The sequence below is a fragment of the Actinoallomurus acanthiterrae genome (assembly GCF_054775715.1).
This window is the reverse complement of sequence record NZ_BAAHCO010000001.1, coordinates 1,292,232-1,310,062: the sequence shown is the minus strand read 5'-3', so window position 1 is coordinate 1,310,062 and position 17,831 is coordinate 1,292,232. Positions and strand designations below refer to the sequence as shown.

The 17,831-nt window shown below is 71.9% G+C and carries 18 protein-coding genes and 3 tRNA genes; 8 read left to right on the top strand and 13 right to left on the bottom strand.

All coding sequences use genetic code 11. The annotated features are described in order from the left end of the window. Positions 1-85 precede the first annotated feature (85 nt). Positions 86-159 (bottom strand) — tRNA-Trp (locus tag ACYVF7_RS06470). 173 nt (positions 160-332) lie between these two features. Between ACYVF7_RS06470 and ACYVF7_RS06465 the strand changes: the two genes are divergently transcribed. Further along, positions 333-1,535: a pyridoxal phosphate-dependent aminotransferase gene (locus tag ACYVF7_RS06465; RefSeq protein ID WP_460336341.1), complete on the top strand. Its 1,203-nt coding sequence runs from the start codon at positions 333-335 to the stop codon at positions 1,533-1,535. Between the two features lie 293 nt (positions 1,536-1,828). Here the strand turns inward: ACYVF7_RS06465 and ACYVF7_RS06460 are convergent, their stop codons facing one another. The 3 genes from ACYVF7_RS06460 to ACYVF7_RS06450 all read right to left on the bottom strand — a co-directional run bounded on the left by ACYVF7_RS06460 (position 1,829) and on the right by ACYVF7_RS06450 (position 4,144). Further along, positions 1,829-2,572 carry a hypothetical protein gene (locus ACYVF7_RS06460; RefSeq protein WP_460336338.1) on the bottom strand — a complete coding sequence of 248 codons (744 nt, stop codon included), beginning with the start codon at positions 2,570-2,572 and terminating at the stop codon, positions 1,829-1,831. 3 nt (positions 2,573-2,575) lie between these two features. Beyond that, on the bottom strand, positions 2,576-3,091 hold the full coding sequence (locus tag ACYVF7_RS06455) for a SigE family RNA polymerase sigma factor (protein ID WP_460336335.1): 516 nt from the start codon (positions 3,089-3,091) through the stop codon (positions 2,576-2,578). An 81-nt stretch (positions 3,092-3,172) separates the two neighbouring features. Next, a complete protein-coding gene (locus tag ACYVF7_RS06450; protein WP_460336332.1) occupies positions 3,173-4,144 on the bottom strand; it encodes a hypothetical protein in 972 nt (323 codons plus the stop codon). Positions 4,145-4,305: 161 nt separating this feature from the next. On the opposite strand from ACYVF7_RS06450, the gene ACYVF7_RS06445 reads away from it, so the two are divergent. From ACYVF7_RS06445 to ACYVF7_RS06425, 5 genes are all read left to right on the top strand, one after another. Further along, a complete protein-coding gene (locus ACYVF7_RS06445; RefSeq protein ID WP_460336329.1) occupies positions 4,306-5,340 on the top strand; it encodes an adenosine deaminase in 1,035 nt (344 codons plus the stop codon). Positions 5,341-5,567: 227 nt separating this feature from the next. Then, on the top strand, positions 5,568-6,485 hold the full coding sequence (locus ACYVF7_RS06440; protein WP_460336326.1) for a GNAT family N-acetyltransferase: 918 nt from the start codon (positions 5,568-5,570) through the stop codon (positions 6,483-6,485). 54 nt (positions 6,486-6,539) lie between these two features. Then, positions 6,540-7,184: a response regulator transcription factor gene (locus ACYVF7_RS06435; protein ID WP_460336324.1), complete on the top strand. Its 645-nt coding sequence runs from the start codon at positions 6,540-6,542 to the stop codon at positions 7,182-7,184. 102 nt (positions 7,185-7,286) lie between these two features. Beyond that, positions 7,287-8,483, top strand: a complete 1,197-nt coding sequence (locus tag ACYVF7_RS06430) for a DUF418 domain-containing protein (protein WP_460336321.1) — start codon at positions 7,287-7,289, stop codon at positions 8,481-8,483. Next, positions 8,480-9,481: a sensor histidine kinase gene (locus ACYVF7_RS06425; RefSeq protein WP_460336318.1), complete on the top strand. Its 1,002-nt coding sequence runs from the start codon at positions 8,480-8,482 to the stop codon at positions 9,479-9,481. The genes ACYVF7_RS06430 and ACYVF7_RS06425 overlap by 4 nt, the downstream gene beginning before the upstream one ends. A 151-nt stretch (positions 9,482-9,632) precedes the next feature. On the opposite strand, the gene ACYVF7_RS06420 is transcribed toward ACYVF7_RS06425, so the two are convergent. The 6 genes from ACYVF7_RS06420 to ACYVF7_RS06395 form a co-directional block, all read right to left on the bottom strand. Next, complete coding sequence (locus ACYVF7_RS06420; RefSeq protein WP_460336315.1) at positions 9,633-10,718, bottom strand: UDP-N-acetylmuramate dehydrogenase; 1,086 nt, start codon at positions 10,716-10,718, stop codon at positions 9,633-9,635. Beyond that, positions 10,718-11,143 carry a MaoC family dehydratase gene (locus ACYVF7_RS06415; RefSeq protein ID WP_460336312.1) on the bottom strand — a complete coding sequence of 142 codons (426 nt, stop codon included), beginning with the start codon at positions 11,141-11,143 and terminating at the stop codon, positions 10,718-10,720. Before ACYVF7_RS06415 ends, ACYVF7_RS06420 begins: the two co-directional genes overlap by 1 nt. Before the next feature lies 1 nt (position 11,144). Continuing rightward, positions 11,145-11,582, bottom strand: coding sequence for a MaoC family dehydratase N-terminal domain-containing protein (locus ACYVF7_RS06410; RefSeq protein WP_460336309.1), 438 nt, complete (start codon positions 11,580-11,582; stop codon positions 11,145-11,147). Between the two features lie 147 nt (positions 11,583-11,729). Next, the gene (rpmG, locus tag ACYVF7_RS06405; RefSeq protein WP_252780260.1) at positions 11,730-11,894 is read right to left on the bottom strand and encodes a 50S ribosomal protein L33; all 165 of its coding nucleotides are present in this window, start codon (positions 11,892-11,894) and stop codon (positions 11,730-11,732) included. Positions 11,895-11,970: 76 nt separating this feature from the next. Beyond that, positions 11,971-12,047, bottom strand: a tRNA-Met gene (locus ACYVF7_RS06400). Positions 12,048-12,149: 102 nt separating this feature from the next. Further along, positions 12,150-12,222: transfer RNA gene (locus tag ACYVF7_RS06395), tRNA-Thr, on the bottom strand. A gap of 305 nt (positions 12,223-12,527) precedes the next feature. On the opposite strand from ACYVF7_RS06395, the gene ACYVF7_RS06390 reads away from it, so the two are divergent. Next, positions 12,528-14,024, top strand: coding sequence for an alpha/beta hydrolase (locus ACYVF7_RS06390; RefSeq protein WP_460336304.1), 1,497 nt, complete (start codon positions 12,528-12,530; stop codon positions 14,022-14,024). Between the two features lie 134 nt (positions 14,025-14,158). On the opposite strand, the gene ACYVF7_RS06385 is transcribed toward ACYVF7_RS06390, so the two are convergent. Beyond that, positions 14,159-15,286, bottom strand: coding sequence for an acyl-CoA dehydrogenase family protein (locus tag ACYVF7_RS06385; RefSeq protein WP_460336301.1), 1,128 nt, complete (start codon positions 15,284-15,286; stop codon positions 14,159-14,161). Positions 15,287-15,399: 113 nt separating this feature from the next. On the opposite strand from ACYVF7_RS06385, the gene ACYVF7_RS06380 reads away from it, so the two are divergent. Next, complete coding sequence (locus tag ACYVF7_RS06380) at positions 15,400-16,212, top strand: MerR family transcriptional regulator (protein WP_460336298.1); 813 nt, start codon at positions 15,400-15,402, stop codon at positions 16,210-16,212. A 23-nt stretch (positions 16,213-16,235) separates the two neighbouring features. On the opposite strand, the gene ACYVF7_RS06375 is transcribed toward ACYVF7_RS06380, so the two are convergent. Together ACYVF7_RS06375 and ACYVF7_RS06370 are read right to left on the bottom strand one after the other, a co-directional pair. Next, on the bottom strand, positions 16,236-16,922 hold the full coding sequence (locus ACYVF7_RS06375; RefSeq protein WP_460336295.1) for a hypothetical protein: 687 nt from the start codon (positions 16,920-16,922) through the stop codon (positions 16,236-16,238). Continuing rightward, positions 16,919-17,824, bottom strand: a complete 906-nt coding sequence (locus ACYVF7_RS06370; RefSeq protein WP_460336293.1) for an ABC transporter ATP-binding protein — start codon at positions 17,822-17,824, stop codon at positions 16,919-16,921. The genes ACYVF7_RS06375 and ACYVF7_RS06370 overlap by 4 nt, the downstream gene beginning before the upstream one ends. Between the last annotated feature and the right edge of the window lie 7 nt (positions 17,825-17,831).

Genomic DNA, 17,831 nt, shown 5'->3' with positions numbered 1-17,831 from the left:
CCCTCGTCGGTTGTGTCGCGAACTTCCGGTGTGGGCGTGCGTTCAGGACGCCCGCGCACGTGCGCCGTGCACGAACCGTATTCCGCAGGGCAGGAGGGACTCGAACCCCCAACCACCGGTTTTGGAGACCGGGACTCTGGCCAATTGAGCTACTGCCCTTCATAGTGGACCCGATGGCACGCGAGAACCATGCGGGACGCCACTAGGTCACGCAGTCTACGTCTCAAACCACCCTCGCGTCGAACCAAACGCCGATCGCGCCCTTCGCGCCGCCCTCGCCCGCCCCCGATATGGGGCTGAGAGCTGCCGCGATGTCTGCGACGATAGGGACCATGAGCACTCGAATCTCCGCTCGGATCGCCGCGATCTCCGAGTCCGCGACGCTCGCCGTCGACGCCAAGGCCAAGGCGCTGAAGGCGGCGGGGCGTCCGGTGATCGGATTCGGCGCGGGCGAGCCCGACTTCCCGACTCCGGACTACATCGTCGAGGCCGCCGTCGAGGCGTGCCGTAACCCCCGGTTCCACAAGTACACGCCGGCCGGGGGGCTGCCCGAGCTGAAGGCGGCGGTCGCGGAGAAGACCAAGCGCGACTCCGGCTACGAGGTCGAGGCGTCGGAGGTGCTCATCACCAACGGCGGCAAGCAGGCGGTGTACGAGGCGTTCGCCGCGCTGCTCGACCCGGGCGACGAGGTCATCGTGCCCACGCCGTACTGGACGACCTATCCAGAGTCGATCAAGCTGGCGGGCGGTGTGCCAGTCGACGTGGTCGCCGACGAGACCACCGGCTACCTCGTGAGCGTCGACCAGCTCGAGCGGGCCCGCACCGACCGTACGAAGGTGCTGCTGTTCGTCTCCCCGTCCAACCCCACGGGCGCCGTCTACACGCGCGAGCAGGTCGCCGAGATCGGCCGCTGGGCCGCCGAGCACGGCCTGTGGGTGATCACGGATGAGATCTACGAGCACCTCGTCTACGGGGACGCGGAGTTCTCCTCGATTCCGGTGGTCGTCCCGGAGCTTGCCGACCGCACTCTGGTGCTCAACGGGGTCGCCAAGACGTACGCGATGACGGGCTGGCGCGTGGGCTGGATGATCGGCCCGAAGGACGTCGTGAAGGCCGCGACCAACCTGCAGTCGCACGCGACGTCCAATGTGGCGAACGTCTCACAGGCCGCGGCCCTGGCCGCGGTGAGCGGCGACCTGGCGGCCGTGGCGGAGATGCGCAAGGCGTTCGACCGCCGCCGCCAGACCATCGTGCGGCTGCTCAACGACATCCCCGGCGTCGTCTGCCCCGAGCCGAAGGGCGCGTTCTACGCCTACCCGTCGGTCAAGGAGCTGCTCGGCAAGGAGCTTCGCGGCAAGCGCCCGCAGACCTCCGTCGAGCTGGCCGCGCTGATCCTCGAGGAGGCCGAGGTCGCGCTCGTGCCCGGCGAGGCGTTCGGCACTCCGGGTTACTTCCGCCTGTCCTACGCGCTGGGCGACGAGGACCTCGCCGAGGGCGTCGGCCGGGTCGCCAAGCTGCTGGCCGAGGCCCACTGACCCGTACGGCGACGGCGGCCGGATCCCGCGTCGGCCCGTGGCGTGATCACGTCCGGGCCGGCGACCGGTCTCCCCCGTCGCTCCCGGTCCGGGTGACGGACATGACGACGCCCCGCGAGCGCCACGGTGCTCGCGGGGCGTCTTCGGTACGGCCTGCGCCGACCGAAGGTGTCGGGTGGATCGCCGCGTAACCGGACGGGGATTCACCTGACCCTCAGGGCCGATACGGCCGGGAGTCGACTCCGGGCGGGCGCAGTCGACTCCCGGCCGTGCTCAGGCCGGGCTCGCGCGGGTCAGTCGGCCCGAACGCCGTCGGCCACGCGCATCAGCTGGGTGCCGAGCGTGGGGCTGACCCCGACGTAGACGCCGAGACCGCTACGTTCGATCCACATGACCTGGCCGAAGGCGCCGGCGGCGCGCAGCGCGGTGTGGCCGTTCACCTCGGCGTGTTCCGCGGTGGGCGGGGCGAACCCCATGTCCCCCGGCTTCCGCAGCGTGGCGTCGCGCACGAGCCGCACCTCGATCCAGCCGGCCGGGCCGGTCCAGCGGCAGGTCGTGATCCGGCGCCCGCCGGTCTTCGTGCCGTCGCAGCTCTCGGTCGGGTCGATGCCCACAGGCAGGTAGCCGAGCAGTGCCTTGGCGGCCCCGGGAATGTCGACGTGCGTCCCGCCGCTCGGATGCCGTGACGGCCGTGCGCTCGAGTGCCCCGGAGCGGACGCGCTCGCGGACGGCGCCGCCGACCTGATGCTCGGCGACACGGTGGGGGATGGGGTGGCCTGGGTGGCGCTCATCCCGCCGTTGGTCTTCTTGTGCCCGCCTTCCGGGCCACGATTGCTGACGGTCTGCGGATGGATCGCCTGGTAGGTCGGGATGACCGCGATCGCGGCCACGACCCCGGCCGCGGCGACCGCGAACGTCGTTCTCCGCCGGACCGTCCGCTGATGGCGGCGCCGTGCGTCATGCGCCAGCGTGCCGGACGCCGACACCCCCGTGACATGCTCCGCCATGGCCTGCCGGAGTTCGTTCTCCAGATCCATGGTTCACCCCCTCGACGCCGCCGCCTGTGCGGACTGTCCCATTCGTTCGCGGAGGCGGGCGAGGCCCCGCGCGGCCTGACTCTTGACGGTGCCGACCGAACAGCCGAGCATGGCGGCCGTCTCCGCCTCCGACATGTCCTCCCAGTAGCGGAGGACCAGCACCGCCCGCTGGCGTGGCCCGAGCTTTTTCAGCTCCTCCATGAGCACGCCGCGCAGTTCGACGGTGCCCGCCTCGGAGGCCGTCGGCGTCTCCGGCGGGGCCGCCATCTGGACCTCGCGGAGGATTCGCCAGCGTCGGGCCCGGCTGACGGACAGGTTGACCAAGATCTTGCGGACGTACGGCTCCGGATTACTGCCGGGCTTCATCCGACCCCAGTGCCGATACGCCTTCTCCAGGGCCGTCTGCAGCAGATCCTCCGCATCCGTCCGCCCCCCGCACAGCAGCTGGGCGGTTCGAAGCAGCGCGCTACCGCGCTCCGCCACGAACTCGACGAATGACTCGTCGTCTCGACGCGCCAAGGCACTCCGTCCGTCGTACGCCCTCTATTTATGTCGATCGGTCGCGGGTGGCCCACCGCGCAGGGCCACCCGCGCCGAGCCTCAGTGAAGCTGGTTCAGCTGCGTGGCGATCGCCGGGAGCTGGGTCGCGAGCGCGGGGCTGCCGCTCAGGTAGACCGCGTAGCCCTGGTCGGTGATCCACAGCACGCCGGTGCCCGCCGGGGTGTCCCACGTCTGGGCGCCCGCGACGGAGGCGAGGCCGCCGGTCTCCGGCAGCTTCAGCTCCGCGGCCAGCTCCTTGACCGTGGTCTGCGGCGGGGTGTTCAGCCGCTCGACGTTCAGGTAGTTACCGCCCGCGGCCGTGAACTTCTGCACGATCGTGCAGACCTTACCGCTCTGGAGGGTGATCGCGTGGGTGTGGGAGGCGGCGAGGTGCATGCCGTTGGGCAGCGTGACGTCCTTGGCCTTGTTGTTCTGCACGTTGATGACCGGCGGGACGGCGGAGCAGTCCGGGGCCTTCACGTCAGGCACGTTCGCCTTCGGCAGGCCCGGCTTCGCGGTCGGGACGTCGGTCGGCGCGGAGGCCGCGGAGGGCTGGCCCACGGAGGGGGCGCAGGTCGGCAGGTTGCCCGGGACCTTCACCTTGTCGGTCGGGAGGCCGTTCGGGGCCTTCACCTTGTCGGTGGGCAGGGTCTTGGGGAGCTTGTCGGCGGGCAGCGGCACGTTCGGCTGCTCGCCGGTCTTCGGCAGCTCCGCCTTCGGGAGCTTGTCCTTGGGGAGCTTGTCCGTCGGCAGCCCGGGCTTGGGCAGCTCGCCCTTCGGGAGCTTGTTCTTGGGCAGCTCCGCCTTCGGCAGCTTGCCCTTGGGGAGCTTGTCGGTGGGGACGCTCACGCAGGTCGGCACCCCGGTCGGGACGCCGCCCTTGGCCTCCTGGACGGCCTTCTTCGCGCCGTCCGCGACCGGCTTGACCGAAGGCGCCGGGGAGTTGCTGGAGACGGTCGCGTAGGCGACGCCGCCGGCGGTGATGGCGCCAACGGCGCCGGTGGCCAGCAGAGCAAGCTTGAGGTTGATCACATCTATACCTTTCGGCGCGGTTTGACTCTCGCGCCCCTCATATACGCGTGGGTCCCAGAGCGGGTTGCACGGCTTCTCAAACTTTTTTTCGCGAGTCCTCACCGACACTGTTCTGGGGAGGTCGCCGCAGGCTCGAGCAGCGCATACGGCAAGATCGGTGCATGGAGGCCCGTCCGATCGCAACCCTGCCCAAGGCTCATCTGCACGTTCACTTCACCGGTTCGATGCGGCACACCACGCTCGTCGAGCTCGCCCGCAAGCACCGCGTGCACCTGCCCGACGCCCTCGTCGAGGAGTGGCCTCCCCGCCTGCGCGCGACGGATGAGCGCGGCTGGTTCCGCTTCCAGCGCCTGTACGACATCGCCCGGTCGGTACTGCGCGACGAGGAGGACGTACGGCGGCTGCTGCGCGAGGCGGCCGAAGACGAGGCCGCGGAGGGCTCCGGGTGGCTGGAGATCCAGGTCGACCCGAGCGGGTACGGCAGCCGGTTCGGCGGGCTGACGGCCTTCACCGACCTGGTGATGGACGCCACCCGGGACGCCTCCGAGGTCACCGGGGTCGGCATCGGCGTCGTCATCGCGGCCAACCGCACGCGGCACCCCCTCGACGCGCGGACGCTGGCCCGGCTGGCCGCCCAGTACGCCGGAGAGGGGGTCGTCGGGTTCGGGCTCTCCAACGACGAGCGGCGCGGCCGCGCGTACGACTTCGACCGGGCCTTCACGATCGCCAAGCGGGCCGGCCTGCTGTCCGTGCCGCACGGCGGGGAACTGCTCGGCCCCGCGAGCGTACGGGCCTGCCTCGACGCACTGCGGGCCGACCGGATCGGGCACGGCGTACGCGTCGTCGAGGATCCGGCCCTCATGGACACCGTCGCCGCCCGTGGCGTCACCCTCGAGGTCTGCCCGTCCTCGAACGTCGGTCTCGGCGTCTACGCGGCGTCTGAGGACGTTCCCCTCAGGCGCCTCTTCGAGGGCGGCGTGTCGGTCGCACTGGGCGCCGACGACCCGCTGCTGTTCGGGTCGCGGCTGACCCGCCAGTACGAGCTGGCGCGCCGGGACCACGGGTTCACCGACGAGGAGCTGGCCGAGCTGGCACGGTGTTCGATCCGGGGTTCCGCGGCCCCCCCGGACGCGCAGAAACGGCTCCTCGACGGCATCGACGCCTGGCTCGGCACACCACCCGGAGCCGCCGAGTGAGAGGACCCTCAGAACCCGCCGTCGCGGCGGCGTCCGCGCGCGAGTGAGAACCCGCTTAGAACCCGCCGTCACGGCGGTGTCCGCTCGTCAACGTGAGAACGCCCACGACGGCGTCCGCGCGCGAGGGAGGACAGCCGGAATCCGCCGTCACGGCGGCGTCCGCGCGGGCCTGAGAACGCCCCGGAACCGGCCGCGCGCCGACGGACGAAGTGGAATGATCGGACACTGTGATCATCCGTATCGCGACTGCCGAAGAGGCCGCCAGGCTGACCCCCTACCTTCCCGTCACGCACACCGTCCTCGACGGTGACCGGCTGGTCGGCGGGCTGAGCCTCATCGAGGCCCGCCCCGGAGTCCGCGACCTGAGCATCTGGGTGATACCCGAGGAGCGGCGGCGCGGGGTCGGGAGCAAGGCCGTGCGGACCATGACCGAGCAGGCGGACGGGCGGCTGGAGATGGTCACCGACGTGGCCGACACGGTCTCCCAGCGCGTCGCGCTGAACGCCGGGTTCACCCGCGAGGCCGTACGCCGGAACAGCGGGCCGGACGGCGGCCGACCGGACGACGTCGTCTGGGCCTGGCTGCCCGGCGACCCGTCCGGCCCGGCCTCGCGACCGCTCCCCGACCTGCGGGGCGGCGAGCTGAGCGACGGCGAGGTGAGCCTGCGCCCGCAGGGCCCCGCCGACGTGGACGACCTCCTCACGCTGATGAACCTGCCGGACGTGCGCGCCCGGGCGACCGTCAAGCACGAGCGGACGCGCGCCGAGGTGGCGCGGCGCTGTGAGCACGCCGCGAGCGAGTGGCTGGCGGGCAATCGCGTCGACTTCACGATCCGGGTGAACGGCGAGTTCGCCGGCGACATCGGCCTGTACAACGAGGCCTGGAGCCGGTCGGCGATGGTGGGCTACAGCCTGCTGCCGGCGTTCCGGGGCCGGGGCATCGTGCCACGCGCCGTACGACTGCTCAGCGCGTGGGCGTTCGAGATCGGCATTCAGCGGCTCGCGGCCGGGACCGCGCCGGACAACACGGCATCGCAGCGGGTGCTGGAGAAGGCCGGGTTCGTCCGCGAAGCGCTGCACCGGTCCCGAATGGACGGCCCGGACGGCACCCGCGTCGACGATTTCTTGTACGTCCTGCTCCCCTGACCGGGCGGGCGTAAGGCGTCCGGCATCCCCCGCGTCCTCGGCTACGGTGGCGCCGTGAAGGTCGTAGTGGGCGAGGATCTGACGCTGCTGCGGGACGGTCTCATCCGCATGCTGCAGGCGCACGGCTTCGAGGTGGTCGCCGCGGTCGACAACGGGCCGGACCTGCTCCGCGAGCTGGTCGAGCGGCGGCCCGACGTGGCCGTCGTCGACATCCGGCTGCCACCGACCCACACCGACGAGGGTCTGCGGGCCGCGCTGGCGGCGCGCGCCGAGGTGCCGGGCCTTCCGGTCCTGGTGCTGTCGCAGTACGTGGAACGGCTCTACGCGCGCGAACTGCTCGCCGACGGCCAGGGTGGCATCGGCTACCTGCTCAAGGACCGGGTCTCCGACATTGGCGAGTTCGTCGAGGCGGTCCGCCGGGTCGCCGCCGGCGGCACCGCGCTGGATCCCAAGGTCGTGGCGAAGCTGCTGGACAACCGCGAGCGGACGCTGCCGCTGCACCGGCTCACTCCGCGCGAACGGGAGGTGCTCGCCCACATGGCGCAGGGCCGGTCCAACGCCGCGATCGGCACCGCCCTGTTCATCACGGAGAAGGCGGTCGCGAAGCACACCAACAACATCTTCGCCAAGCTCGGCCTGCAGTCGTCCGACGACCACAACCGGCGGGTGCTCGCCGTCCTGGCGTACCTCGACGGATAGGCGTACCTCTAGGCGTACCTCGACGAAAAGAGGTACCAGTACCCCCGGCTAAGGGGATTCAGCCTCCTCGTGGCCGAGCCGGCGCCCGGCGAGGCTGACGGCATGACGAACACTTCCGTTCCAGCACCGTCCGCGGCCCCGGCTGGACCCGTACGACGCGCCGAGCGCGCGCTGGCACCCGACCTGGCCCGCGGCGCGATGCTGCTGTTCATCGCGCTGGCCAACGCGGGGAACCAGGCCTTCGCCGGCCAGCCCGGCCTCGACGGCACGCCGCACGGCCCGCAGCGCGTCGTGAACTTCCTGATGGCCACGCTCGTCGAGGCCCGGGCGTACCCGGTCTTCGCCGTCATGTTCGGTTACGGGCTCGTCCAACTGGCCTCCCGGCACCGCGCCGCGGGCACCGACGAGCGGCGCATCCTGGTGCGCCGCAACGCCACGCTCATCGGCTTCGGACTCGTCCACGGAACACTGATGTACTGGGGTGACTTCCTCGGCGCGTACGGGATCGTGGGGATCGTCGCGACCCTGCTCCTGCTGCGCCGCGGCGACCGGTTCCACCGGGTGGTCCTGTGGCTGTGGGGCGTCCAGATGGTCAGCTCCGTCGTCCTGAGCTGGCAGGCGCTCAGCGGCGCGCGTGGCGGCCACGCCATCCTCACCAATACCCCCAACCCCTCGCTGGCCGCCTCCTCGTACGGGCGTGCGCTGCTCGACCGGCTCACCGAGTGGCCGGTGCACACCGCGACCGTGCTCCCGTTCATCGTCATCGTGTGGCTGGGCATCTGGGCCGCGCGCCGCCGTGTCCTGGAGGAGCCGGCCGTGCACCGGACCCTCCTGCGTCGCACCGCCATCGTCTGCCTCGGCATCGCCTTCGTCGGCGCCCTGCCGTACGCACTCGTGGCCGCCGGCGTCCTCCATGTCGACGCCGGTACCGTCAAGGCCATGGCCAGCGCCCACGCGATCACCGGTGAATACGGCGGTCCCGGCTATGTCGCCCTGTTCGGCCTGCTGGCGCTGAGGCTGAGCAGGGCGCCGCGCGCACGGGCGCTGCTCGGCCCGGTGACCGCGCTCGGCCAGCGCTCGCTGAGCGGCTACCTGTTCCAGTCGGTGGCCTGGCTGGCGCTGTTCTCCCCGTGGGCGCTGCACCTCGGCGGCACCTACGCCGCCACCCTCGCCGCGGTGGCCGTCTGGGCGGTGTCGCTGGCGGCTGCGCAGGCGATGAGCGCGCGGGACTACCGCGGACCGGCGGAGACACTCCTGCGGCGGATCACCTACCGCCCGGCCCGGCGGACGACCGCATGACGACCGGTCGACGGCGGGTCGTCGGGGTGGCCGCTGCGCTCTGCGCCGCGGCCACCCTGGCCTGGGCCGTCACCGGCGTCGACGAGTTCTGGCCCCGCTGGGTGTACTTCGGGGTCGGCACCGTGCTGGCCGCCGAGTTCGCGCTGCGCCGGGCGCTGCGCGTCCCGCCCGGCCGGCGCCGGTGGCTCGCCGTCGACGGCGCGCTGTGCGCCCTGCTCGTGGTCGTCGACCTCGCCGTCTGGGTACTGAGCGGCGGCGGGTACTTCTGGCCGATCTGGCAGACCCTCGGGCTGTCCGCCGTGTTCGCGCTCCACGCGTGGGTGGTCAGCCGGCCGCCCGGAAAACGGGAGCGCGAGCTCGCCGCCCGGGTCACCCGGCTCAACCGGTCCCGCCGTGGGGCGGTGGACCGGCAGGCCGCCGAGCTCAAGCGCGTCGAACGCGACCTGCACGACGGCGCCCAGGCCCGCATGGTGTCCCTCGCGCTCACACTCGGCATGTCCGGCGAGTTGCTCCGCCGCGACCCCGACGCCGCGGAGCGGCTGCTCGACGAGGCCCGGGCGACGGCCGTCGCCGCGCTCGACGACCTCCGCGCCGTGATGCACAGCATCCACCCGGCGGTCCTCGCCGACCGCGGTCTCGGCGACGCCGTCCGCGCGCTCGTGCTCGACCTCGCCGTACCGGTGACCGTGACCGGCGACCCGCCGCCGGCCCTGCCCGCCGCCATCGAGACGGCCGTGTACTTCGCGGTCGCCGAGTGCCTGAGCAACGTCGTCAAGCACAGCGGCGCCGGGGCGGGGGAGGTCGCCTTCGCCGACGACCCGGGCGTCCTGCGGGTCACCGTCGCCGACGACGGCACCGGCGGCGCGGACCCGGCCGGCGGCACCGGCCTGCGCGGCATCATCGACCGCCTGGACGCCGTCGACGCCGACCTGCACGTGTCCAGCCCGCCTGGCGGCCCCACCATCATTACGATCACCGTGCCGCTCACCGACGGCTAGCCGGTCTGTCCCGGGACGCCGCGATGTCGAGGAGCGAACGGCTGTAGGGCTCGGCCGGGAAAGGCCGGTGCCCGTGGCCGACGTCCGGACGTCAGAAGCGGACGTGCACGGCTCGTCGGACACGGCGGTGTCCGTGGCCGGCGCCCAGGCGTCAGAGGCGGACGCCGACGAAGACCGGTTCGTTGACGAGCGTGACGCCGAAGGCGTCGCGGACGCCGTCGCGGACCTCGCGGGCCAGGGCGAGGAGGTCGTCGGTACGCCCGCCGTCGGCGTTGGTCAGCGCGAGGGTGTGCTTGGTCGAGATCCGGGCCGGGCCCCGGCCGTACCCCTTGGTGAAGCCCGCCTTGTCGATCAGCCAGGCCGCCGAGGTCTTCGTACGGCCGTCCGGCTCCGGGTAGCGCGGGAACACGGCGTCCGGGCCGAGCCGGTCGGCGACGCGCTTCTCCAGGTCGGTGAGCTGGTCCGGGTCGAGGATCGGGTTGGTGAAGAACGATCCGGCGCTGCGCGTGTCGGGGTCGGTGGGGTCGACGACCATGCCCTTCCCCCGGCGCAGGCCGAGCACCGCGTCGCGGGCGTCCCGCAGCGGGACCCGCTCGCCGGGCTCGACCCCGAGGGTCCGGGCCAGTTCGGCGTAGCGGACCGGGGCGGAGAGGTCGGCCGGTTCGAGGGCGAAGGTCACCTCGAGCACGACGTGCCGGTCGGCGCCCTTGAAGGCACTGGTGCGGTAGCCGAACCGGCAGGCGTCTCGGTCGAGGACGACGACCTCGCCGCGCTCCCGGTCGTACGCGCGGACCTCGACGATCGTCTCGCTGACGTCCTGACCGTATGCTCCGACGTTCTGGATCGGGGTGGCGCCGAGCAGACCGGGAATGCCCGACAGGGACTCGAGACCGGACAGGCCCTCCTCGACGCACCGGGCGACGAAGGGGTCCCACTCCTCGCCCGCCCGGGCGCGTACGAGCACGCGGCCGTCGCGTCGCCGGCGGTCAGCGTGAAACGCGGCGACGGACGCGCCGCGGGTGGCGATGTGCACCGCCGTGCCGGGAAAGCCCGCGTCGGCGACGACGAGGTTGCTGCCGCCGCCGAGGACGAGCACCGGCTCGCCCTCCCGGTCGGCGCGGCGGATGGTGTCGATCAGTTCGTCGTCGGTCGTGGCCTCGACGAAGCACCGCGCGGGCCCACCGAGCCGCAGCGTGGTGTAGCCCGCGAGGTCGACCTGCTCGCAGCGGACCGCCATCAGGCGAGACGGACCGTCGCCTTGGCGCGGGTGAGGACCTTCTCGCCACGCGAGCGGGCGGTCAGCGCGACGACGACCGTGTTGTCGTCGCGCTTGTCCTCGATCACACCGGTGATCGTGATCTCGGTGCCGCCGTCGTTGGGCACCACGACCATGGAGGAGAACCGGACGCCGTAGTCGACGACCGAACCGGGGTCGCCGGCCCAGTCGGTGACGTACCGGCCGCCCTGCGCCATCGTGAACATGCCGTGCGCGATCACGTCGGGCAGGCCAACGGACTTGGCGAACGGCTCGTTCCAGTGGATCGGGTTGAAGTCCCCGGACGCGCCGGCGTACTTGATCAGATCGAGGCGCTCGACCTCGTACGTCTTGGCGGGCAGCTCCTGGCCGACCTCGACCTCGTCGTACTTCACGGTGGCGGTCATCTCAGGCACCTCGCTCGATGATGACGTTGTGGGCCGTGCAGACGTGCTCGCCGTCGACCGTCTTGATCACCGTCTGCAGGTCGAGGCGCTCGTTGCGGCCGATGGAGCGGATGCCGGCGATCGTCGACTCGGCGGTGACGACGTCGCCCGCGTGCAGCGGGCGGGCGTACTCGAACCGCTGCTCGCCGTGGACGACCATCGAGTAGTTGAGGCCGAGCTCGGGGTCGGTCAGGCCGGCGCCGGTGATCGAGATGACGATCGGGAAGGTCGGCGGCGCGATCACGTCGGGATGCCCGGCGGCCTTGGCCGCCTCCGAGTCACGGTAGATCGGGTTCAGGTCGCCGATAGCGTCCGCGAACTCCCTGATCTTCAGCCGGGTGACCTCGTACGGCTCCGACGGCGGGAAGGCCCGCCCGATGAAATCGCGGTTCAGCGCCATTCAATCCGTCCCTTCCCGGAATACCCACGTGCGCGCCAGGGGAGGCGATGCAGCGACGTTAACAGACGTGGTTCAGCCCGCCCCGGCAGCGATGCCGGGACGGGCTGTGAACGTCAGGGAACGCCGACCGGCGAGCCCGCTCCCGCCTCAGCGGGTCTCGCGGTGCGCCTGGTGCTTACGGCAGTTCGGGCAGTACTTCTTCAGCTCCAGGCGGTCCGGGTCGTTGCGCCGGTTCTTCCGCGTGATGTAGTTGCGGTGCTTGCACTCCTGGCAGGCCAGCGTGATCTTTGGCCGTACGTCGGTGGCAGCCACGATGGAGTGCCTTTCTGGTGAGGGACACTGGACAACGACCTGCACCAACCCCCCTGCGAGAGGGGAGGCGGTGAGGTGGTAGCGGAGGCCGGACTTGAACCGGCGACACAGCGATTATGAGCCGCTTGCTCTGCCTGACTGAGCTACTCCGCCGCGAAGGTCGGGACGACCGGAGAAAAGAATACCGGACTCTCCGGACACACCCGAACAGACGAAACCCGGTCCACGTTGGCGGACCGGGGTATCGGCTGCTAGAGCCCCCTTACGGAATCGAACCGTAGACCTTCTCCTTACCATGGAGACGCTCTGCCGACTGAGCTAAGGGGGCGTGCGCCCTTCCGCGCTCCGTAACCATACACGCTGCGCGGCCCGGACACGAAATCGATTCGCCGGGGCCGTCGGCGGCTCGATGCCCAGGGTGTTCTCCGCCTTCGTCCGGCCTGTGAGCGGGGGCCTGCGGAGCCTGTTCGGGTGCGGCCCTGAGGTGTCCCTGACGTACCCCTGGTCCGCCCCTGAGAACCTGGGAGAGGAGGTGATCACGCCTCTAGCGTGATCGAGGTCCGCAAGGTGCCCCGGCCGGGTCCTCACGCCTCACCGGACGTCCCTCCGGGCGTCCGTTCAGGAGGAATGATCATGCTGTTCGAAGGCAGGCGCGAACGTCGTCACGCCGCTGTACGGCACGCCGGCGCCGCCGCCGTGATCACGTTGGGCGCCGTCACCGCCACCGTGCCGGGCCTCACCGCCGAATCGGCGCACGCGTCACCGGCTCACGCGTCACCGGCGAGTCTGCAGTGGGCTCCGTGCGATCCGGAGTACCCGGGGGCGGAGTGCGCCACCCTCTCGGTGCCGGTCGACTGGGCGCACCCGGACGGGCCGAGGTTCGGCCTGGCGCTGGCCCGCCGTACGGCCACCGGCCCCGGCCCGCGCGTCGGCTCGCTGGTGTTCGGGCCGGGCGGGCCGGGCGATTCGGGGGTGGACCGGGTGGTGACCGGGATCGACGCGTTCAGCGCGGAGGTCCGCCGCCGGTTCGACATCGTGAGCTTCGACCCGCGCGGCGTGGGCCGGAGCAGCCCGGTGACCTGCTCGCCCGACCTGCTCGCCCAGCGCCCTAGCCCGAAGATCGACGATCAGGCGGCGTTCAATGCCACGCTCGCGTACAACCGGCGGCTGCGCGCGGACTGCCGGGAGCGCACCGGCCCGGTGTTCGATCATCTGGACACCGCGCAGACGGTGCGGGACCTGGACGCCGTCCGGGCCGCTCTCGGCGAGGCGAAGCTGACCTTCCACGGCAGCTCGTACGGCACGGTGCTCGGCGCGCAGTACGCCGAGACGTATCCGCGCCGGGTCCGGGCGATGGTGCTGGAGAGCGTGATGGACCACAGCGTCACCAGCACGTCCGCCTTCCTGCGCGACTCGGCCGCCGCCGCGCAGGACTCCTTCGAGGAGTTCGTGAAGTGGTGCGGCAGGACGCCGGACTGCGCGCTGCACGGCCGCGACGTACGAGCTGTCTGGCGGGGGCTGCTGGCCCGTGCCGACCGGGGCGAACTGGCGGACCCGAAGGCACCCGACACCGCCCTGTCGCCGATGGACCTGGTCAACAAGATCGCGTTCCGGTACTTCTACCGGGCCGACTACGCCGGCCTGGCCGAGACGGTCGCCAAGCTGGAGGCGAGCGAGCCGATACCGGCCTCGCCCACCTCCCCCGCGCCGCTTCCGTCGGCGACGCCGGTCTTCTGCGCCGACTGGCGGCTCCCGGTACGCGATCAGCGGGAGTACGCCTCGCTCGTCCATACGATGACCGCGACCGCGCCGGATCTGCCGTACCTGCTGCCGCTGCACATGACGGCCGCATGCCTCGGCTCGCCGACCGCGAACCCGCAGCACGCGCTCACGGCGCGCGGCGTCCCGCCGATCCTGCTGTCCAACGCCGTGCACGACCCGGCCACCGGCTACCCGTGGGCGGAGTCGGTGGCGCGGCAGTTCGGCGGCGCGGGCGTGCTGCTGACGTACGAGGGCGGCGGGCACGGGAGCGTCACCAACGGCCCCTGCATGGAGAACGCCGTCGACCGGTACCTCATCGACCTGAAGGTCCCGCCGCGCGGCACCAGGTGCCCCGCCGTCACCTCCTGACCGGTCGGTGTCCTTCGCCGGGCCCCGCCTGGGTGGCATGGCGGGCCCGGCGACGGACTCGTGCTCGGGGACCCGTGCTCGGGGCGCGGGAGACCCCGGGCATGCCGCTCGTCCTCTCGCGCGGCCGGCCCCGGTCAGCGGAGCAGTTCGCGGGCGATGACGACCTGCTGGATCTGGCTGGTGCCCTCGTAGATCCGGAAGAGCCGGACGTCGCGGTACAGCCGCTCGACGGCGACGCCGCGCATGTAGCCCATGCCGCCGAAGACCTGGACGGCGCGGTCGGCGACGCGGCCGGCCATCTCCGAGCAGAAGTACTTCGCGCAGGAGGGGCCGAGCTTGCGGTCCTCCCCCGTGTCGTACGCCTCCGCCGCCCGCAGCACCATCGAGCGGCCCGCGTACAGCTCCGTCTGGGAGTCGGCGATCAGGCCCTGGATCAGCTGGTAGTCCCCGATTCGCTGCCCGCCCTGGCGCCGCTCCTTGGCGTACGCGACCGTCTCGTCGAGGAGGCGCTGCGCGACGCCGACGCAGACCGCCGCGATGTGCACCCGGCCGTGCGCGAGCGACGTCAGCGCGGTGCGGTAGCCGGTGCCCTCCTCGCCGACCATCGCCGTCGCGGGGACCCGTACGCCGTCGAAGAACACCTCGGCGGTGTGCGCGCCGCGCTGGCCCATCTTCTCGTCGGACGGGCCGACGGTGAGGCCGGGCGTGCCCGCCTCGACGATGAAGGTGGAGATCCCCCGCGACCCCTCGCCGCCGGTCCGGGCGAACACCATGAACACGTCCGCCTCGGGCGCGTTGGTGATGAAGCGCTTGGCCCCGTCGAGCACATAGTGATCTTCATCACGTACGGCCCTGGTCGTCAGGGTGCTGGGGTCGGAGCCCGCCTCGGCCTCGGTCAGCGCGAACGCCGCGACGGCCCGGCCGGCGGCCAGCCTCGTCAGCCAGTGGTCGCGCTGCTCGCCGGTGCCTGCCTTGACGAGGACCTGGCCGGCGATGCCGTTGCTGGTGCCGAACATCGAGCGGAACGCCGGGCTGGCGTAGCCGAGTTCGAAGGCCAGGCGCACCTCTTCGCTCATGGACAGGCCGAGCCCGCCGTACGCCTCCGGCAGCGCGTACCCGAACAGGCCCATCTCGGCGGCGGCCTGCCGGAGGTCGTCCGGGATGCGGTCCGTCGTCTCGATCTCGTCCTCGCGCGGGATCACCCGCTCGCGGACGAAGGTCCGTACGGCGTCGAGCACGTCTGCGAAGTCCTGGGCGTCCACGCGTCCTCCGATAACCGAATCGGATTCTTGTCCGGGAACACTCTAATCGGACGTCGCCGGCTCGATCAGTCGTTGACCCTGACACTGTGTGAGGACCTACACCGGGACACGTCATGTTCAGCATCGGAGATTTCGCACGACTCGGCCGCGTGTCCGTACGGATGCTGCGGCACTACGACGCACTCGGCCTGCTGCGGCCCGCCCGGGTCGATCCGGCCACCGGCTACCGCTCCTACGACGCGGCGCAGCTCGCCCGGCTCAACCGGCTGATCGCGCTCAAGGACCTCGGCCTCAGCCTGGAACAGGTGGGGCGGATCCTCGACGAGAAAGTCGGCCCGGAGGAGCTGCACGGCATGCTGCGGCTGCGCCGGGCGGAGCTGGCGGTCCATGTGGCCGAGGAGACGGCGCGTCTGGCCCGGGTCGAGGCGAGGCTCCGAATGATCGAGACGGAGGGTGACATGTCCGCGGACGTCATCATCAAGAGTGTTCCGGCCGTACGCCTCGCGGAGCTCAGCGCGACGGCGGAGAGCTTCGAGTCCGAGAAGATCAGCCCGGTGATCCAGCCGCTGTACGAGGAGTTGTGCAAGCGCCTCGACGCGGCGGGGCTGGCCATCGTCGCCCCGGCGATCGCGTACTACGAGCAGGGCCCCGACGGGGTGCGGGTGCACGCCGGGGCCCCGGTGAACGCCGACCCGGACGGCGCGTACGACTTCGACGTCGTCGACCTGCCCGGGGCGGAGCAGGCGGCGACCCTCATCCACCACGGGTCCATGGACGACGTGGACGCGTCCGTCCAGCAACTCGCCCGGTGGATCGAGGAGAACGGCTACCGCAGCACCGGCTCGGCGCGCGAGGTCTACCTCCGCTACGGGCAGGGCGACCCCGCGACATGGGTCACCGAGCTCCAGGAGACGGTGACGCGCTGACGGCCCGCCGACGTTCTGCGAGGTCAGTCCGTGACATCCCGGCCCACGGCGGCGACGGCGATCGCGAGGGCGACGACCGTCCAGCCGGCGAGGAGGAGGGCACCGGAGCCGGGATGCGAGCCGAAGGTCGCCAGTCCGCTGGTGAAGGGACCGCGGTAGCGCGTCGGCGGCGCCACCGCCTCGGCGATCACACCGATCGGGACGATGACGAACGCCGTCGCCGCGTTGCGGAGGATCGCGCCGAGTGCCACGCCGAGCAGGCCCAGCAGGACCACCCCGCCGACGGTGACCGCGTACAGCCGCAGGAGGTCGCCGGGGCGGCCGGTGTGCATGACGGCGCCGCCGTGCCGTCTGACGGCGGCGGCCAGCCAGAGGGTCTGCGCGGCCGAGGCCGCCGCCGTGGCGACCACCGCCACGGCGGCGGCCTCGGCGGCCAGCACACGGCGCCGTCCCGGCGTGGTCAGGAGGATGGGGACGATCGTCCGGAAGCGATGGTCCTGGGCGGCCGCCACGACGCCCAAGAGCAGCATCGGATATCCCGTCAGCTCCCCGGCTGACGGCCCGAGCCCGTGCCAGGCCGCCCCCCGGTCGCCCGGCGTCCCGATCACGGCCACGAGGAACACATGGAGGGCGGCGACGGCGGACATCGTCAGCCACGGGCCCGGTGTCGTCCGCAGGGCGTACAGCTCGGACCGCAACAGCCGGATCACCGCGGCTCCCGGTCTCCGGCGGTGCGGGTGAGACGGAAGAAGACCTCTTCGAGGTCTGGGGCGTCCTCGCGCAGTTCGAACAGCGGAATCCGATGTTCGGCGGACAGCAGGCCGATGTGCTCGGCCCATCCGGGCGGGGCCTCCAGCCGGCCGGGCCCGGCCGGCCGCACCGTGACACCGGCGGCGGCCAGCAGTGCGGCGAGCCGCTCGGCCTCGGGGGACCGCACGTGGACCCGGCCGGACGCCCGGCTCCGCAGGTCATCGAGCGGTCCGGCGGCGACCAGGCGGCCTCCGGCGACGATGACCACCTGGTCGACGGTGTGCTGGACCTCCGCCAGCTGATGGCTGGACACCAGCACCGTACGTCCCTCGGCGGCCTGCGATCGGAGGAATCCGCGCAGCCAGTGGATGCCCTCCGGGTCGAGCCCGTTGGCCGGTTCGTCCAGGACGAGCACCCCTGGGTCGCCCAGCAGCGCCGCGGCCAGCGCCAACCGCTGCCGCATCCCGAGCGAGAATCCCCCGGCGCGCCGGTCGGCCGCGTCCGTGAGGCCGACGAGGTCGAGGACCGCGTCGACCCGGCGAGCGCCGACACCGACGCGCATGCCGAGCATGCGCAGGTGGTGGCGTGCCGTACGCCGGGGGTGCGCGGTCATCGTCTCCACCACGGCGCCGACCGCCCTGACGGGATCGGCCAGCTCACGGTACGGCCTGCCGTACACCAGAGCGCGGCCGGACGTCGGCCTGACGAGACCGAGGAGCATGCGAAGCGTCGTCGTCTTACCCGCCCCGTTCGGGCCGAGGAATCCGACGAGCGAGCCCTGCTCGACGGTGAAGCCCAGCCCGTCGACGACGACCCGGTCGCCGTACCGCCTGGTGAGTCCCTCGATCGTGATCGCTGACACCGGCCTA

Coding starts and splice junctions, on each gene's coding strand:
- ACYVF7_RS06445 (WP_460336329.1), top strand. CDS start 4,306: ATGGAGGCCCGTCCGATCGCAACCCTGCCCAAGGCTCATCTGCACGTT.
- ACYVF7_RS06430 (WP_460336321.1), top strand. CDS start 7,287: ATGACGAACACTTCCGTTCCAGCACCGTCCGCGGCCCCGGCTGGACCC.
- ACYVF7_RS06465 (WP_460336341.1), top strand. CDS start 333: ATGAGCACTCGAATCTCCGCTCGGATCGCCGCGATCTCCGAGTCCGCG.
- ACYVF7_RS06390 (WP_460336304.1), top strand. CDS start 12,528: ATGCTGTTCGAAGGCAGGCGCGAACGTCGTCACGCCGCTGTACGGCAC.
- ACYVF7_RS06420 (WP_460336315.1), bottom strand. CDS start 10,718: ATGGCGGTCCGCTGCGAGCAGGTCGACCTCGCGGGCTACACCACGCTG.
- ACYVF7_RS06425 (WP_460336318.1), top strand. CDS start 8,480: ATGACGACCGGTCGACGGCGGGTCGTCGGGGTGGCCGCTGCGCTCTGC.
- ACYVF7_RS06415 (WP_460336312.1), bottom strand. CDS start 11,143: ATGACCGCCACCGTGAAGTACGACGAGGTCGAGGTCGGCCAGGAGCTG.
- ACYVF7_RS06410 (WP_460336309.1), bottom strand. CDS start 11,582: ATGGCGCTGAACCGCGATTTCATCGGGCGGGCCTTCCCGCCGTCGGAG.
- ACYVF7_RS06460 (WP_460336338.1), bottom strand. CDS start 2,572: ATGGATCTGGAGAACGAACTCCGGCAGGCCATGGCGGAGCATGTCACG.
- ACYVF7_RS06380 (WP_460336298.1), top strand. CDS start 15,400: ATGTTCAGCATCGGAGATTTCGCACGACTCGGCCGCGTGTCCGTACGG.